Below are 16581 nucleotides of genomic sequence, written 5' to 3'. Positions count from 1 at the left end.
GCGGTATGTCAGCAGATACAGGTGCTGAATGACACACCGCTTTCGCGAGCAGGCTCGCTCCCACAAGGAAGACTAGTCGCTTATCAGCCAAGCTGAGCGGCGACGTCTTCCGGGATATCCGCGTTGGAATAGACGTTCTGCACGTCGTCCAGGTCCTCAAGCATATCGATCAGCTTGAGCACCTTCTCCGCACCTTCCAGATCCAGCTCGGCGCTGGTGGTCGGCTGCATGACGATTTCCGCGTCGTCGCCCTTGAACCCGGCCGCTTCCAGCGCGTTGCGCACCGCATAGAAACCGGTGAACGAGGTGAACACGTCGATCGAACCGTCTTCGTGGGTGACCACGTCATCGGCATCGGCTTCCAGCGCCGCTTCGGTCAGTGCGTCTTCATCGACACCCGGGGCGAAACTGATCTGGCCCTTGCGCTCGAATAGATACGCCACCGAACCATCGGTGCCGAGGTTGCCGCCACACTTGCTGAACGCGTGACGCACAGCCGCCGCAGTGCGGTTGCGATTGTCGGTCATGCACTCGACCATCACCGCCACACCGCCCGGGCCGTAACCTTCGTAGGTCAGTTCTTCAACGTTGTCCGCTTCAGTGGCGCCGGCACCGCGCGCAACGGCACGGTCGATGATGTCGCGGCTCATGTTGGCGCTCAACGCCTTGTCCAGAGCCAGACGCAGACGCGGGTTGGAACCCGGATCACCGCCACCCTGACGGGCCGCAACGGTCAGTTCACGGATCCACTTGGTGAAGATCTTGCCCCTCTTGGCATCCTGACGTTCTTTGCGGTGCTTGATGTTTGCCCACTTGGAATGACCTGCCATAACTTGCTCCGAATGCTCTTTGAAACCTTGCCCGCCCCGCCGAGGCAGCGGCCGGCAATTGAAAAATTCGACCTGAGAAAGAAAAAAGGCGCATCCGAAGATGCGCCTTCAGGCCCGTCTTACTCAGCCTTTGGCGTTTCGCGCAGGCGAATGTGCAGCTCGCGCAATGCCTTGGCATCCACTACGCCCGGAGCCTGCGTCATCACGTCGGCAGCACTCTGGGTTTTCGGGAAGGCGATCACTTCACGGATCGACTGGGCGCCGGTCATCAGCATCACCAGACGGTCCAGACCGAAGGCCAGACCACCGTGCGGCGGTGCGCCGTACTTCAGCGCGTCGAGCAGGAAGCCGAACTTCTCTTCCTGTTCCGCTTCGTTGATGCCCAGCAGGCGGAATACCGCTTGCTGCATTTCCTTGCGATGGATACGGATCGAACCGCCGCCCAGCTCGGTGCCGTTCAAGACCATGTCGTACGCACGGGACAGTGCGCCGGCCGGGTTGGCTTCGAGCTCCTGCGGGGTGCACTTCGGTGCAGTGAACGGGTGGTGCAGCGCCGAGAAGCTGCCGTCGTCGTTCTCTTCGAACATCGGGAAGTCGACGACCCACATTGGCGCCCACTCGCAGGTCAGCAGCTTCAGGTCGTGACCGAGTTTGATACGCAGCGCGCCCAGGGCTTCGCTGACGATCTTGGCCTTGTCGGCACCGAAGAACACGATATCGCCATCGACTGCGCCAACGCGATCGAGGATCACGTTGAGCTTGTCTTCCGGGATGTTCTTCACGATCGGCGATTGCAGACCTTCAACACCGGCGGCACGCTCGTTGACCTTGATGTACGCCAGGCCCTTGGCACCGTAGATGCCGACGAACTTGGTGTAGTCGTCGATCTGCTTGCGCGGCATGCTCGCCCCGCCTGGAACACGCAGTGCGGCGATGCGGCACTTCGGATCGTTGGCCGGGCCGCTGAACACCTTGAAGTCGACTTCTTTCAACTGGTCGGCAACGTCAACCAGTTCCAGCGGAATACGCAGGTCCGGCTTGTCCGAACCGTAGCGGCGCATGGCTTCTTCGAAGGTCATGTGCGGGAATTCGCCGAACTCCAGGTTCAGCACTTCCTTGAACAGGTTGCGGATCATCTGCTCGGTCAGGCCCATGATCTCTTTTTCATCGAGGAAGCTGGTCTCGATGTCGATCTGGGTGAATTCCGGCTGACGGTCGGCACGCAGGTCTTCGTCACGGAAGCACTTGGCGATCTGGTAGTAACGGTCGAAGCCGGCGACCATCAGCAGTTGCTTGAACAGCTGCGGCGATTGCGGCAGGGCGAAGAACGAACCGGCGTGGGTACGGCTCGGCACCAGATAGTCACGCGCACCTTCCGGAGTGGCCCGGGTCAGGATCGGCGTTTCGACGTCGAGGAAGCCGTTCTCGTCGAGGAAGCGACGGATGCTGGTGGTCATGCGCGAGCGCAGACGCAGCTTCTCGGCCATTTCCGGACGACGCAGGTCGAGGAAGCGATAGCGCAGGCGGGTTTCTTCGCCGACGTCGGAGAACTCGTTGAGCGGGAACGGCGGGGTTTCCGACTCGTTCAGCACTTCCAGTTCATAACCCAGCACTTCGATCATGCCCGAGGCCATGTTGGCGTTGGTCGCGCCGGCCGGACGCAGACGCACCTTGCCGGTGATCTTCACGACGTATTCGCTGCGCACGCGGTCGGCGGCGGCGAAGCTCTCGGCGCGATCCGGATCGAACACCACCTGAGCCAGACCATCACGATCACGGATATCGAGGAAAATCACCCCGCCGTGGTCGCGGCGACGGTGAACCCATCCGCAAAGGGTAATTTCCTGGCCTTCCAGGCTTTCGTTCAGTTGGCCGCAATAGTGGCTGCGCATCATGGTGTGGTTCGCTTCTCGTAATTCGAAATTCGGTGGAGATCCCGCCGCCATCAAGCAGGGCGGAAACTCACGCGTGTCGTTCGTTCAGGGTTTGAACCCTAGTCAGCTTTGTCGCCACCGGCCAGATTCTTCTTGGCTCCGGTCTTGAAGTCGGTCTCGTACCAACCGTTGCCGCTGAGGCGAAAACCCGGCATGGACAGCTGCTTCTTCAGTTCGGGCGCCTGGCAGGCAGGGCAATCGACCAACGGTGCGTCGCTGATCTTCTGAATGGCTTCCAACTGATGACCACAGGAAGCACATAGGTAATCGTACATTGGCATGGAGGTGTCTCGGCGATCAGATTGCTGCCGCGCGCAGGGCTTTGCGGCGAAAGCGCGGGATTATATCGATTAAATGCGGGCTGTGCAGCCGTAACGCTGCACGGCCCGCAACCTCGTTGCAACCGCCGTTTCAGCGCGAAACTGCGGGTGCGAGATCTTTGATCCCGTTCATGACGCAAACCACCCGCACCAGCGCACTGAAATTCTTCACTCCGCCGTAACGCAGATGCACCTCACGATCAACGTGGGATAGCAGTGTGCTGATCGAGCAATGATTGTCCTCGGCCATGCCGCCGAGGATGTTCCAGTAGACCTGCTCGAGTCGCAGGCAGGTCGCAAAACCATTGAGGCGAATCGACCGCGACAGCGGCCGGATCAGGTTCATGTCGAACTCGCTGACAAACGGATCGACCTTTATTACATGCCGCGAAGCCGACATCCTGTCGCTTCGCCTGTCTCCTTCTACCATAGCGTTGACACTCCTTTGCCATGACTGCTGATTTATAAGGCAACATCCTGCGCCTTCATAAAAACCCAGTGACAAAGTTAGCGCCATACGACTTGTTGACCAGCCTCGTAGGATAAGCCAACGACAACGGTAAGAGTCTGGAGAGCATGCGGACGACCTCACGCCGTCCGCAGCGTCTGGATCATTCCTCGAGCAGTGCGCGCAGCATCCACGCAGTTTTCTCGTGCACTTGCATGCGTTGGGTCAGCAGGTCAGCGGTCGGCTCGTCGCTGACCTTGTCCAGCAGCGGGAAAATGCCGCGCGCGGTACGGGTCACCGCTTCCTGGCCTTCGACCAGTTGCTTGATCATGTCTTCGGCGCTCGGCACACCGACTTCTTCTTTAATAGAAGAAAGACGCGCGTAGGTCGCGTAGGCACCCGGCGCCGGGAAGCCCAACGCACGGATACGCTCGGCGATCAAATCGACGGCCAGCGCCAGCTCGTTGTATTGCTCTTCGAACATCAGGTGCAACGTGCGAAACATCGGGCCGGTGACGTTCCAGTGAAAGTTATGGGTTTTCAGATACAGCACGTAGGTGTCCGACAGCAGTCGCGACAGCCCTTCGACGATGGATTTGCGGTCTTCTTCACTGATACCGATATCAATTGCCATGCTTGCCCCCTAACAGTGATTGAATTCATCCAGCAGGTTCGGTCCCACTGTAGCAAGGCAAGAGCCGGCTCGCAGCTATGAATCCGTGGTCAGACTGCGACAAATCGACCGTTTCTCTGCCGCTGGCCGGGCTGATTTGAGTAGCCGCAGGCTTTGCTGTTAAATAGGCAGTGTGTCGCCATGCCCTATTTTCCGGGGTGTTGCGCATAGGCTGATGCCGTGTACGTGTCCACCGCCTCTTATTTTGTCCTGAAGCGAACCGTGCGCCTTCAGCTCTTCCTTGTGAGCCGTCATAACGTGAGCCAATCAAAATGTTGAAAATCGTCCACCTGCTAATGGGCGCAGCAGCCTTGCTGCTGTCGTTCATACCCAGCCTGAAAGCCGAAGCCGTTCCTTACCTGCAACAGCCCGATGCACTTTACCTGGCCTTTTTCGGCCTGCTGAACCTGGTCATCGCTCCAGTGATTCCGTACTGGAACAAAGGCCCGCGCCAGCATCTGCAAAATCTGGTCAGCGCCCTGCTGGTGCTGACTGTCGTCCTGCAAACCCTGACGCTGATCGCACCAATGCCGGTCATCGCTGGCCAGCCGGCGGTGTTGTTCAGCCTGGTGATCGCCCTGGTTGCCGTGCTGCTGCATTTGGCTGTCAGCTTCTACAAATCGTCACCGGCCGCTGCGCCGACCACCTATGACATGAGCAATCGCGATACCGGCACCGTGAAGTGGTTCAACACTTCCAAGGGTTTCGGGTTTATCTCCCGGGACTCCGGCGATGATATTTTCGTGCACTTTCGCGCCATTCGTGGCGAAGGCCACCGTGTTCTGGTCGAAGGCCAGCGCGTCGAGTTCTCGGTGATGAACCGCGACAAAGGCCTGCAAGCCGAGGACGTGATCGCCGCCCTGCCGCGTCGCTGATCCAAAGCAAAAAAAACCGCGAACAGCCTGTCTGTTCGCGGTTTTTTTATGCCTGCCGAATGGCTCAATAATGCGGCGGCGGTGCATCTTCCTCAAAAGCACCGAACTGCCCGACCATTTCTTCGTGACGCTTGATCAGCGCTTCCATCTGCAATTGCAGGCGCTCGATGACTTTCTGCTGGGCCACCAGCACATCGTTCAAAGCCTGAATGGTGTCATCCTGAAAGGCCAGACGGCTTTCCAGATCGGTTACGCGCTCTTCAAGGCTCATGACTCAGCCCTCCACAAAGGTGAATTCTTCGGTCAGCACCAGACGCAAGCGCTCGCGAATGGCCGCCACCTGTTCTGCGCTGTACGGCCTGGCCGGATGCTTGCCCCACACCGGCGCCGGCCATGCCGCATCGTCACGCTTACGCACGATCACATGCATATGTAACTGGCTGACAACGTTACCCAGGGTTGCCACGTTCAGCTTGTCCGCGTCGAACGAATCCTTGAGCAACTCGGCAAGGGTGGTGGTTTCTCGCCATAGCTGTTGCTGATCGGCGACATCCAACTGAAACAACTCGCTTATATCCTCGCGACGAGGTACCAGTATGAACCAAGGGTAATTGCTGTCGTTGGACAGCAACAGCCGGCACAACGGAAAGTCGCCGATGACCAGGGCGTCCTGTTGAAGTCGTGAATCCAAAGCAAACACTGTGAGCACTCCCGCTGATCCTCTAACTCAGCTTAGCGGCGGCCCATTCGAAGCAGCGCGCCAAGCGACAGAACGGCAGCATACCTGCGAATGCAGCGAGCTTCACGCCGCTGCCGGCAGTAAATCGTCAGGCGCTCCGACATGAAACATTTATCCCGGCCGCGCACCAACACAGGCCCCGACATGAGCCTTGACGTGAAGAGCTGCACGAAAATCCTTGATCTGCCGTACCTCAGGTCAGTCGCCGCCAGATTGGCCAAGGCTGGATTCATGATTTTTTTGCACCAAAACTGCACAACACGACTACGCTCACTGGGTCGGGCATCCGCTAAATACTCAGTAAGGGGTGAACCGGTAACGTTTTTTGCTGTCCTGCGCACCCTGGGTACGCTGCAACACCATTGGGAGAACCTCGTCAAGCCCGCAGCAAAAAAGGCTCCGGAGCCCCGTTTTCACACGGTTTTCACATCTGCGAGCGGCCCATAGAAAAATAACCGCAGCGTTTTCGCGGTTTGTGCACGCTTGTTGCATTAGTAACCGTATGGACTATAAGCGCACCACTGGAAGTGGTCGCTTGAAGCCAATAAAAACAGTGGCAGGGTTGCCCGATGGAGATTCAAGTGTTTTGCCAGGGACTCTTTTTTAGCGATGCAAAAAAGGCCCGGAAACAGCGATAAAGTTGTCAGTCCGGCTGCATCGGTACTGTGAATTTGCGACATCCAGCGCTCCTTTTGCGACAACGCCGTAAAGAAGCTGAAAGGTTGATTTCGCAAGTATCGCCAACAATGTCGGCGTGATATAAGTTTGCGCCGACACAAAAAGAAAGAGCCGCCCAGATAATAAAACAGGTGGGACGGCAGTACTCTTCTAAAAACCAAAGGAGCAAATCACGATGCGCGTGATGAAGTGGAGCATGATCGCCCTGGCTGTTGCAGCAGGCACCTCGCAGTTCGCAATGGCGTCTTCTCAAGATGAATCGAAAGGTTTTGTTGAAGACAGCAGCTTCAGCGTCAAGACTCGCATGCTGTATATGAACCGTGATTTCAAGAACGAAAACCTGAAAAGCAGCCCGTCGGGTGAGCGCCAGGGCTATCGTGAAGAAACCGGTATTGGCATGCATGCCATTTACGAGTCCGGCTTCACCCAAGGCACCATCGGTGTAGGTGTAGATGCTTTCGGTCTTGGCTCCATCAAGCTGGACACTGGACGCGGCCGCACTGGCAACGGTCTGTTCGCTGCCGATAGCGACGGCAGAGCTGAAGACACTCAGTCGAAAAGCGGTGGAGCAGTCAAGTTCCGTCTTTCCGACACTGTCCTGAAATACGGTAACCAGTTTGTCGCCAGCCCGGTTTTTTCCACCGACGACAGCCGCTTGCTGCCTGAGACCGCTACCGGCACCATGCTCGTATCCAAAGAGATCCCGGGCCTGGAACTGAGCGCAGGTCGCTTTACCGCGCTGAGCGCGCAAAGCCAGATGGGTCGTGACTCCATCGTTGAAGGTGGCCTGAAATCCGCTGACATCGCCGGTGCTACCTATCAGTTCACCGACAGTTTTGTCGCCGGTGTTGCAGCATCCGACGTGGAAGACCACTTCAAGAAGCAATACGTCAATCTGAACTACACCCTGCCGATCAACGACGAACAGTCGCTGAACTTCGATTTCAACGGGTACAAGAGCAAGAGCCAGGGTCAAGACCTGTCCGGCGACATCGACAACCGCATCTGGTCCCTTAGCGCTGCTTACAGCATCGGCGCGCACAAATTCACCCTCGCCCACCAGCGCTCCAGCGGTGACACCGGTTACGTGTACGGCGTGGACGGCGGCGGCACGATCTTCCTCGCCAACTCCGTGCAGTACTCTGACTTCAACGGTGCAGACGAGCGTTCGTGGCAGGGCCGTTATGACCTGAACATGGCTACCTTCGGCGTACCTGGTCTGAGCTTCATGACCCGTTACATCAAAGGTGACAACATCAGCACCGGCGCTGAAGAGGGCAAAGAGCACGAACTGGACTTCGAATCCAAATACGTTATGCAAAACGGTCCAGCGAAAGACTTGTCTTTCCGCCTGCGTAGCGCCTGGTATCGCTCCAACACTTCTTACAACGGTGGTGATAACAACGACCTGCGTTTGATCGTTGAATATCCACTGAGCATCCTGTAATAAGGTTGCGAAGCTGACGTACTGTAGAGCTTTGCTCTAACAAAACCGCCCTCCTGAATCAGGAGGGCGGTTTTTTTATGGATGAATAACTGATCAAACAGAAAAAACATTAGCCAGCTACTTATTAGCCAGCATAGTTTTATCGCGCCGATAAAAAACCCGAGAGTGCACACACTGCTCGGGTTTTATATTAGTTGCTGACTGCCAAACCAACTTCAAAGACGCTTACTGCGTGGCAGATTCCTGCACTACGCGTATAACCCGCTGCGGAAACGGAATATCAATCCCGGCAGCCTTCAAACGATCCCGCGCCTGTTCATTGAACATGAACATCACATCCCAATAATCCGCAGTTTTAACCCAGACACGCAGGGAAACCGTGATCGAACTGTCACCCAATGTCGAAATCACCGCCTGTGGCTCCGGGTCCTGCATGACGCGGGGATCCTTGGCCAGATCCAGCAATACCTGACGGGCCTTCTGCAGATCCGCTTCGTAATCCACGCCGACATCAAACACGACTTTGCGGGTTGGCTGACGGTTGGTGTTGGTGATGATGCCGTTCGACAGGTTGCCGTTGGGCAGGATGATGGTCTTGTTGTCGCCGGTACGCAGCACTGTGTGGAAAATCTGGATGCTGTCGACGGTACCCGCTACACCTTGGGCTTCGATCCAGTCACCGATACGGAACGGGCGGAACAGCAGAATCAGCACGCCGCCAGCGAAGTTCGCCAGGCTGCCCTGCAAGGCCAGACCGATCGCCAGACCCGCAGCACCGATAGCCGCGACGAACGAGGTGGTTTCGACGCCGATCATCGACGCGACGCTGACAATCAGCAGCACCTTGAGAATGATGTTGGCCAGGCTGCTGATAAAGCCTTGCAGCGCCAGATCGGCATTGCGCAGAGCCAGCAGACCGCCGAGTTTCTGCGTGACCTTGTTGATCAACCACCAGCCGATGGCCAGGGTAATCACTGCCAGCAACACGCGGCTGCCGTATTCCATGATCATCGGGATCCACGCCTGGGACGCCTTGACCAGGTGGTCCACTTCCGCATTCAAATCCATGTTCTATCTCCTGATTTCCGGCTTCCCGGGGTGTATTCAAAACAACTGTGGGAGCGAGCCTGCTCGCGAATGCGGCGTGTCAGTCAACTTTTCGCTGAATGAAACACCGCATTCGCGAGCAGGCTCGCTCCCACATAGCCTTCAGACCAAGCTTAGTCGCGGAAGTTGTTGAACTGCAGCGGCATGCCGAATTCCTTGGCACGCAGGGCCGCGATGGCTTCCTGCAAATCGTCGCGCTTCTTGCCAGTGACACGCACCTGCTCGCCCTGAATGGCGGCCTGGACCTTGAGCTTGGCTTCCTTGATGTGGCCGACGATTTTCTTTGCCAGCTCTTTGTCGATGCCTTCCTTGAGGATGGCGTCCTGCTTCATCAGTTTGCCCGAAGCGTAAGCATCCTTGACCTCAAGGCACTGCACGTCGATCTTGCGCTTGGTCAGCGCCAGCTTGAGGATTTCGATCATCGCTTCGAGCTGGAAAGCAGCTTCGGCGGTGAGGCTGACGGTCAGGTCTTTTTCCTTGAACTCGAAGCTGCCCTTGCCTTTCAGGTCATAACGACGATCGAGTTCCTTCACGGCGTTCTCGACCGCGTTGGTGAGTTCGTGTTTGTCCAGTTCGGATACCACGTCGAACGACGGCATGTAATCTCTCCAATAAAAAGGCGCGCTCGATGTGGATGGAGCGCGCTTGGCTTGCGGTTAAAATCGGGCTCATTATAACGGGTCTTTTCCTACCGATACGGCGAGCCTCACATGCCTGCAAGCAATCGAGCAAAAAACTGATGTCGACCACCTGGCATGTACTTGGCGCCGGCAGTCTCGGCACACTCTGGGCGACGCGTCTGGCCCGCGCTGGCTTGCCAGTGCGGCTGATCCTGCGCGATGCGGCGCGCTTGCACAGCTACGAGGCAGTGGGCGGCTTGACCCTGGTAGAAAACGGACAAGCTCATACCTATGCAGTTCCCGGCGAAACCCCGGACAGCCCCGAACCGATTCGCCGATTGCTGGTCGCGTGCAAGGCCTATGACGCCGAAGAGGCCGTCGCCCGCCTCGCTTCACGCCTCGCTCCGGACGCCGAACTGATCCTCCTGCAAAACGGCCTTGGCAGTCAGGACGCCGTCGCCGCGCGGGTGCCACAGGCGCGCTGCATCAGCGCTTCCAGCACCGAGGGCGCGTTCCGTGATGGCGATTGGCGCGTGGTGTTTGCCGGTCACGGTTTCAACTGGCTGGGCGATGCGGCAAATCCGCTGGCGCCGGTCTGGCTGGACGACCTGCAAGCGGCGAACATTCCCCATGAATGGAGCGCTGACATCCTCACTCGACTGTGGCGCAAACTGGCGCTGAACTGCGCGATCAACCCGCTGACCGTGCTCCACGATTGCCGCAACGGCGGGCTGAGCGAGCATCACTGCGAAGTTGCCACACTCTGTGCCGAATTGACCGAACTGCTCGAACGCTGCGGCCAACCCGCTGCGGCGGACAATCTGCAAGCGGAAGTCGAACGCGTGATCCACGCCACCGCCGCCAATTACTCTTCGATGTATCAGGACGTCGCCAACCAGCGCCGCACCGAGATCAGCTATCTGTTGGGCCACGCCTGCAAAGTTGCCGAGCGCCATCAGTTGAACCTGCCGCATCTGCAGCAGTTGCAGCAACGCCTGATCGCTCATCTGCACAAGCGTGGATTGCCCAGCGACTGAGCAGCCGCTAGGCTGACGACTTGTTCCCCTGCTGCGATAAACCTGATGCCATTGCGCCAGCGCCTTGAAAACCTGCCGGTCGGCCAGAAACTGCTGGCCGCCCTGCTGGTGTTGTTGACCACGGTTCTGCTGGTCGCCAACCTGACCTTTATCAGCGCCGCCTACTACATTTCTCAGGAAAGCATGGCGCCACAAGCCCTGCAGACCATCGGCCGGCTGATCGCCAACCCGAGTCTGGTCAGCGATGCGCTGGAGTCGCCGCGCAGCGCCGAGCGCCTGCTCAAGGAACTCGACAGTTATTCACCGCTGCGCGCCGCCGCCCTGTATGACGGCAAGGGTGAACGCCTGGCGCAAGTGCAGCGCGGCGAAAAACTCAGTCTCCCTGAGCGCTACCGCCATGTCGAAGCCTGGCAACTCACCGAGTTTCGCAGCAATCAACTGATCACCCTGCCCCGCCCCGGCGCCGCACCGGGGCATCTGTTGCTGGTGGCCAGCAGCGAACTGCCGATGGCGTTCTACACCGGCACTCTGACCGCCAGCCTCGGCATCCTGATCTTCAGCGTACTGCTGTGGCTGGTGATTGCCCGGCAGATCAAGCGCCTGATCACCCGGCCGATTCATCAGCTGGAGGAATTGTCCCGGCAGGTCACTCGCGAAGAGAACTACGCCTTGCGCGCCGCGCGCGGCAACCACGACGAAATCGGCAGTCTGGCCGAGGCGTTCAACACCATGCTCTCGCGCATCGAAGCCCGCGAGCAGCAGCTCAAGCGTGCCCGCGACGACTCGCAGGCCGCCTACGATCAGGCGCAGGGGCTGGCCGAGGAAACCCGCCACACCAACCGCAAACTGGAGCTGGAAGTCCAGGTGCGCAGCAAGATCGAGAAGAAACTCACCGGCTTCCAGAATTATCTCAACAGCATCATCGACTCGATGCCGTCGGCGCTGATCGCCCTCGACGAGCAGCTCTACGTCACCCAGTGGAACCAAGAGGCGAGCGCGCTCTCCGGCACGCGCCTGGACGAGGCGCTGAACCAGCCGATCTTCCTCGCCTTCGAACCGCTCAAGCCGTTTTTGCCGCAGCTCAAGGCCACCGTCGAACAGCACACCGTGGCAAAAGTCGACCGGGTGACCTGGTTCAAGGACGATGAACCCAAGCATTATGCGCTGACGTTTTATCCGCTGATGGGCGGTGCCGGGCGTGGCGTGGTGATCCGTATCGATGACATCACCCAGCGTCTGTCGCTGGAAGAAATGATGGTGCAGTCGGAGAAGATGCTCTCGGTCGGTGGACTTGCGGCCGGCATGGCCCATGAAATCAACAACCCGCTCGGCGCGATCCTGCACAACGTGCAGAACATTCGTCGGCGTCTGTCGGCGGATCTGCCGAAGAACATCGAGACCGCCGAGCAACTGGGCATCGAACTGGACACGGTAAACCGCTACTTGCAAGGCCGCGAAGTCCCGCAACTGCTCGATGGCATTCAACAGGCCGGCGCCCGCGCGGCGAAAATCGTCACGCACATGCTCAGCTTCAGCCGCCGCAGCACCCGGCAAATGGCGCCGTGCGATCTACCGGCGCTGATCGATCAGGCCGTTGAGATCGCCGGCAACGATTTCGATCTGGCCATCGGCTTCGACTTCAAGGGCCAGGCGATCATCCGCCAGTTCGACCCGGCACTGGGTCCGGTGCCGGGCACCGCCAACGAACTGGAACAGGTGCTGCTCAATCTGCTGAAAAATGCCGCGCAGGCGATTCATCAGCGCGAAGACGACAGCGAGCCGGGCCGGATCATTTTGCGCACCAGGCTCAATCCGCCGTGGGCCGAGATTCAGGTCGAGGACAACGGCATCGGCATGAGCGAGAACGTGCGCAAGCGCACTTTCGAGCCGTTCTTTACCACCAAGGAAATCGGCCAGGGCACCGGCCTTGGCCTGTCGGTGTCGTACTTCATCATCACCAACAATCACAAAGGCCAGATGGAAGTGCAGTCGGCACCTGGCCAGGGCACTTGCTTCACCCTGCGTCTGCCGCTGGTGCAGCCTGCGCCATTGACCACCGAAACCAATTCACTACCGAGGTAACCCATGGGCTTTCGCTTGTCGAAGATCTACACCCGCACCGGCGACAAAGGCGAAACCGGCCTCGGTGACGGCCGTCGCGTCCCCAAGGATCACCCGCGCATCGAGGCGATCGGCGAGGTCGATACGCTGAACAGTCAGGTCGGCGTGCTGCTGGCGGGTCTGCTCGCCGAGCGTGAAGTGCATCCGGGGCTCAACGAGATCATTGAGGTGTTGGCGCCTTGTCAGCATCGCCTGTTCGACCTCGGTGGCGAATTGGCGATGCCTGAATATCAGGCACTGAACGAGGCTGAAATCGAGCGTTTGGAAGCGGCGATTGATGTGTGGAATGAAGAGCTGGGGCCGCTGGAAAACTTCATCTTGCCGGGTGGTTCGATGTTGATTGCGCAGGCACATGTCTGCCGCAGTCTGGCGCGCAGTGCCGAACGCCGCTGTCAGCATTTGAATGCGCTGGAGCCGTTGGCCGGGGTTGGCCTGGCGTATATCAATCGGTTGTCCGATTTGCTGTTTGTTGTGGCGCGGTTGATTGCGCGGCGGCAAGGGGTGGCGGAGATTTTGTGGCAGCCGGCTGCGAAACCTGGAGGAAAGTAGCGCCTGTCAGGGCGCCTTCGCGAGCAGGCTCGCTCCCACATTTGACTGCATTCTGACTGGAGAAATGCAATCCACTGTGGGAGCGAGCCTGCTCGCGAAGAGGTCGGTAGCCCTTACACTGGATCAGGCCAGAACGCCCGAATCCCCGCGACACCCTGAGCCCCAGTACCCCAAGCCTTCTCGCGCTCCGCGGGCCCTACTCCACCGAGCAGAAACACCGGTTTACTGAAACCGTCAATCAACGCCTGTGCTCGCTCCCACCCCAACGGCTGCGCATCCGGGTGCGTCAACGTCGGCTGCACCGGCGACAGAGTGACGAAATCAACGCCCATCTGCTCGGCCAGCGCCAGTTCTTCGGCGTCATGGCAGGACGCCGCGAGCCAGCGCTCCGCCGGCAACGGACGTCCTGCCGCCGCGTATTTACGCAGTTGTGCAGCGGTGATGTGCCAACCGGCAGACGGGAAATCGCCGAGCCATTCGAACGGCCCTTTGATCATCAACTGCGCCTTGCCGGCGCACAGGCCCACCGCATCCACCGCCAGATCCCGGTATTTCGGGTCGTAGCCGTCGGGTGCGCGCAGCTGGATCAGTTTGATGCCTCCGGCAATCGCTTTCTGGATGCCGCGCAACAAGGCCGGGCCTTCCAGATCTTCGGGAGTGATCAAGTATTCGGCAGGCAAGCGCGCCGCCGCGACGATCGGCTGATTGGCCGCCGGGAACTCGTAGTTGATCAATTCCCTGGCAGTGACCCAGGCCAGTGGCTGGCCTTCAGCGCCGTGGGGTTCGCCACTGAACGTCGAGACTTCCCAGACATCCAGCAAGACCTGTTTGTCCGGGTAATCGTGGCGAACCTTGATCAGCGGCCGCGCAGCATCAACGATGATGCCCAGCTCTTCGTGCAGCTCGCGAGCCAGTGCCGATTCGACAGACTCGTCAGCCTCGACCTTGCCACCGGGAAACTCCCACAAGCCGCCTTGATGCTGGGTGTCGGCACGGCGGGCGATAAGGATTTTGCCGGCGCCGTCACGAATGACGGCAGCGGCGACGTGGACGCGTTTCACGGGTTCAATTCCTCCAGTCCAGCCTTTTGCCACGCTTTGAAGGCGGGCCATTGGTAGATGGTTTCAACATAGGCTTCGTCGACCGCCGGCAGCTTCACCTGATAGGTGCGCAAGCGCACGGCGATCGGCGCGAAAAAGGCATCGGCAAGGCTGACACGACCGAACAGGTACGGCCCCTCTTCCGTCGCTGCCGCGCGGCATTCGGCCCACAGCGCGAGCATGCGTTCGATATCGACCTTCACTTCTGGCGGCACAGGATTCAGCGGTGCGTCTTGGCTCAGGTTGAACGGCATGTGGTTACGCATGGCGAAGAAGCCGCTGTGCATTTGTGCGCAGGCCGAGCGGGCCTGCGCGCGGGCAAAGGTATCGCTCGGCCAGAGTTGCTCGGACGGAAACTGCTCAGCGAGGTACTCAGCAATGGCCAGCGAATCGGCGATGGTGCCACGGGTGGTTTGCAGCAGCGGCACCTTGCCGGTCGGCGAGTGCTTGAGCAGGCGCTCGCGGGTGTCGGGCTTGCCGAGCTTGATCAGCTCTTCGCTGTAGGGTGCGCCGGTCAGGTCCAGCGCCAGTGCCGCACGCAGGGACCAGGAGGAAAGCAGTTTGTCGCCGATGATCAGGTGCAGGGACATGGTGTGGCGCCTTTTCGTCAGGGAAACAATCCAGAATGTCTGGCGTCTGGTCGTCCGTCATCGCGGGCAAGCCCGCTCCCACAGGTTTTGGTGGTGTACACGGCATTTGTGAACGACCGCAATCACTGTGGGAGCGGGCTTGCCCGCGAAGAGGCCGGCAGCCCACTCCCACACCTTGAATCAAGTACGGTATTCAGCGTTGATCTTCACGTACTCATGCGACAGGTCGGTGGTCCAGATGGTTTCGCTGCAATCGCCGCGGCCCAGTTCGATGCGGATGGTGATTTCTTCCTGCTGCATCACCGCCGAGCCCTGGGCTTCAGTGTAGGTCGCGTCGCGGGCGCCACGGCTGGCGATGCACACGTCGCCGAGGAACACGTCGATCTTGCTCACGTCCAGATCCGGCACGCCGGCACGGCCCACGGCAGCGAGGATACGGCCCCAGTTCGGGTCAGAGGCGAACAGCGCGGTCTTGATCAGCGGCGAGTGGGCCACGGTGTAACCGACGTCCAGGCATTCCTGATGGTTGCCGCCGCCATTCACTTCAACGGTAACGAATTTGGTCGCGCCTTCGCCGTCACGCACGATGGCCTGGGCGACGTCCATGCACACTTCGAACACGGCTTGTTTCAGCTTGCCGAACAGCTCGCCTTCAGCGCGGGTGATCTCGGGCAGCGCGGCCTTGCCAGTGGCGATCAGCATGCAGCAGTCGTTGGTCGAGGTGTCGCCGTCGATGGTGATGCGGTTGAACGACTTGTTGGCGCCGTCGAGCATCAGGTTGTGCAGCACCTCGCGGGAGACTTTGGCGTCGGTGGCGATGTAACCCAGCATGGTCGCCATGTTCGGGCGAATCATGCCGGCGCCTTTGCTGATGCCGGTGACAGTGATGGTCACGCCGTCATGCTCGAACTGGCGGCTGGCGCCCTTGGGCAGGGTGTCGGTGGTCATGATCCCGGTGGCCGCGGCTTCCCAGTTGTTCTCCGACAGATCATCCAGCGCGGCTTGCAGTGCGCCTTCGATTTTTTCGACCGGCAGCGGCTCGCCGATCACACCGGTGGAGTACGGCAGAATCTGGCTGGCGTCGACGCCGGTCAGCTCAGCCAGTTTGGCAGTGGTGCGCTCGGCAGCGGCCAGACCCGGTTCGCCGGTGCCAGCGTTGGCATTGCCGGTGTTGGTCAGCAAGTAACGCACAGCATTGTGCACGCGCTTTTTCGCCAGGATCACCGGCGCGGCGCAGAACGCGTTCAGGGTGAACACGCCAGCCACGGTGGAACCTTCAGCACAGCGCATCACTACCACATCCTTGCGCCCCGGGCGCTTGATGCCGGCCGAGGCGATACCGAGTTCAAAACCGGCAACCGGGTGCAACGTTGGCAAAGGACCAAGACCAACAGCCATGAATGCGCTCCTTACTCAATGATGTCAGCACCGCCACGGGAAAGGACGGTGGGATAAATGGCAAGACGCCGCGACGGCAGGAGCCGGTCGCGGCGCGGGGTATTCAGCGATTGAA

Annotated in this window: 17 protein-coding genes; 5 read left to right on the top strand and 12 right to left on the bottom strand. The window is 59.4% G+C overall.

The annotated features are described in order from the left end of the window. Positions 1–83 precede the first annotated feature (83 nt). The 5 genes from CKW30_RS17780 to CKW30_RS17760 form a co-directional block, all read right to left on the bottom strand. On the bottom strand, positions 84–830 hold the full coding sequence (locus tag CKW30_RS17780) for a YebC/PmpR family DNA-binding transcriptional regulator (RefSeq protein WP_024014089.1): 747 nt from the start codon (positions 828–830) through the stop codon (positions 84–86). A 119-nt stretch (positions 831–949) separates the two neighbouring features. Next, the gene (gene aspS / locus CKW30_RS17775) at positions 950–2725 is read right to left on the bottom strand and encodes an aspartate--tRNA ligase (RefSeq protein ID WP_041479793.1); all 1776 of its coding nucleotides are present in this window, start codon (positions 2723–2725) and stop codon (positions 950–952) included. Positions 2726–2823: 98 nt separating this feature from the next. Then, positions 2824–3045 carry an FmdB family zinc ribbon protein gene (locus CKW30_RS17770; protein ID WP_056787910.1) on the bottom strand — a complete coding sequence of 74 codons (222 nt, stop codon included), beginning with the start codon at positions 3043–3045 and terminating at the stop codon, positions 2824–2826. Between the two features lie 130 nt (positions 3046–3175). After that, positions 3176–3514, bottom strand: a complete 339-nt coding sequence (locus CKW30_RS17765) for a ribbon-helix-helix domain-containing protein (RefSeq protein ID WP_024014091.1) — start codon at positions 3512–3514, stop codon at positions 3176–3178. Between the two features lie 181 nt (positions 3515–3695). Continuing rightward, on the bottom strand, positions 3696–4166 hold the full coding sequence (locus CKW30_RS17760; protein ID WP_041479794.1) for a Dps family protein: 471 nt from the start codon (positions 4164–4166) through the stop codon (positions 3696–3698). 311 nt (positions 4167–4477) lie between these two features. Here CKW30_RS17760 and CKW30_RS27770 point away from each other — a divergent pair, with 311 nt between their 5' ends. Beyond that, a complete protein-coding gene (locus CKW30_RS27770; RefSeq protein WP_016773496.1) occupies positions 4478–5080 on the top strand; it encodes a cold-shock protein in 603 nt (200 codons plus the stop codon). A gap of 64 nt (positions 5081–5144) precedes the next feature. On the opposite strand, the gene CKW30_RS17750 is transcribed toward CKW30_RS27770, so the two are convergent. Both CKW30_RS17750 and CKW30_RS17745 read right to left on the bottom strand, forming a co-directional pair. After that, positions 5145–5351: a SlyX family protein gene (locus CKW30_RS17750; protein ID WP_039758193.1), complete on the bottom strand. Its 207-nt coding sequence runs from the start codon at positions 5349–5351 to the stop codon at positions 5145–5147. 3 nt (positions 5352–5354) lie between these two features. Beyond that, positions 5355–5780 carry an HIT domain-containing protein gene (locus tag CKW30_RS17745; protein ID WP_095181633.1) on the bottom strand — a complete coding sequence of 142 codons (426 nt, stop codon included), beginning with the start codon at positions 5778–5780 and terminating at the stop codon, positions 5355–5357. Positions 5781–6672: 892 nt separating this feature from the next. Between CKW30_RS17745 and CKW30_RS17740 the strand changes: the two genes are divergently transcribed. Then, entirely contained in the window at positions 6673–7944 is a 1272-nt protein-coding gene (locus CKW30_RS17740) for an OprD family porin (protein ID WP_041479797.1), read from the top strand. Between the two features lie 225 nt (positions 7945–8169). On the opposite strand, the gene CKW30_RS17735 is transcribed toward CKW30_RS17740, so the two are convergent. Together CKW30_RS17735 and CKW30_RS17730 are read right to left on the bottom strand one after the other, a co-directional pair. Continuing rightward, the gene (locus CKW30_RS17735; RefSeq protein WP_016773492.1) at positions 8170–9012 is read right to left on the bottom strand and encodes a mechanosensitive ion channel family protein; all 843 of its coding nucleotides are present in this window, start codon (positions 9010–9012) and stop codon (positions 8170–8172) included. A 152-nt stretch (positions 9013–9164) separates the two neighbouring features. Next, complete coding sequence (locus tag CKW30_RS17730; protein WP_016773491.1) at positions 9165–9650, bottom strand: YajQ family cyclic di-GMP-binding protein; 486 nt, start codon at positions 9648–9650, stop codon at positions 9165–9167. A 140-nt stretch (positions 9651–9790) separates the two neighbouring features. Here CKW30_RS17730 and CKW30_RS17725 point away from each other — a divergent pair, with 140 nt between their 5' ends. The 3 genes from CKW30_RS17725 to CKW30_RS17715 are packed head-to-tail and all read left to right on the top strand — an operon-like array spanning position 9791 to position 13378. Beyond that, positions 9791–10708: a putative 2-dehydropantoate 2-reductase gene (locus CKW30_RS17725; protein WP_095181468.1), complete on the top strand. Its 918-nt coding sequence runs from the start codon at positions 9791–9793 to the stop codon at positions 10706–10708. Positions 10709–10753: 45 nt separating this feature from the next. Next, a complete protein-coding gene (locus CKW30_RS17720; protein ID WP_076563949.1) occupies positions 10754–12790 on the top strand; it encodes a HAMP domain-containing sensor histidine kinase in 2037 nt (678 codons plus the stop codon). A gap of 3 nt (positions 12791–12793) precedes the next feature. Beyond that, positions 12794–13378 carry a cob(I)yrinic acid a,c-diamide adenosyltransferase gene (locus CKW30_RS17715; RefSeq protein WP_095181467.1) on the top strand — a complete coding sequence of 195 codons (585 nt, stop codon included), beginning with the start codon at positions 12794–12796 and terminating at the stop codon, positions 13376–13378. A gap of 113 nt (positions 13379–13491) precedes the next feature. On the opposite strand, the gene CKW30_RS17710 is transcribed toward CKW30_RS17715, so the two are convergent. The 3 genes from CKW30_RS17710 to argJ all read right to left on the bottom strand — a co-directional run bounded on the left by CKW30_RS17710 (position 13492) and on the right by argJ (position 16466). After that, entirely contained in the window at positions 13492–14439 is a 948-nt protein-coding gene (locus tag CKW30_RS17710; protein WP_095181466.1) for a Nudix family hydrolase, read from the bottom strand. Beyond that, the gene (locus tag CKW30_RS17705; RefSeq protein ID WP_024014096.1) at positions 14436–15068 is read right to left on the bottom strand and encodes a glutathione S-transferase family protein; all 633 of its coding nucleotides are present in this window, start codon (positions 15066–15068) and stop codon (positions 14436–14438) included. Before CKW30_RS17705 ends, CKW30_RS17710 begins: the two co-directional genes overlap by 4 nt. A gap of 180 nt (positions 15069–15248) precedes the next feature. Continuing rightward, the gene (gene argJ, locus CKW30_RS17700; RefSeq protein ID WP_095181465.1) at positions 15249–16466 is read right to left on the bottom strand and encodes a bifunctional glutamate N-acetyltransferase/amino-acid acetyltransferase ArgJ; all 1218 of its coding nucleotides are present in this window, start codon (positions 16464–16466) and stop codon (positions 15249–15251) included. Positions 16467–16581 lie beyond the last annotated feature (115 nt).

The sequence above is a fragment of the Pseudomonas sp. Irchel 3F6 genome, from assembly GCF_900187595.1.
Classification (GTDB): Bacteria; Pseudomonadota; Gammaproteobacteria; order Pseudomonadales; family Pseudomonadaceae; genus Aquipseudomonas; species Aquipseudomonas siliginis.
This window is presented reverse-complemented; position numbering and strand designations above follow the sequence as displayed.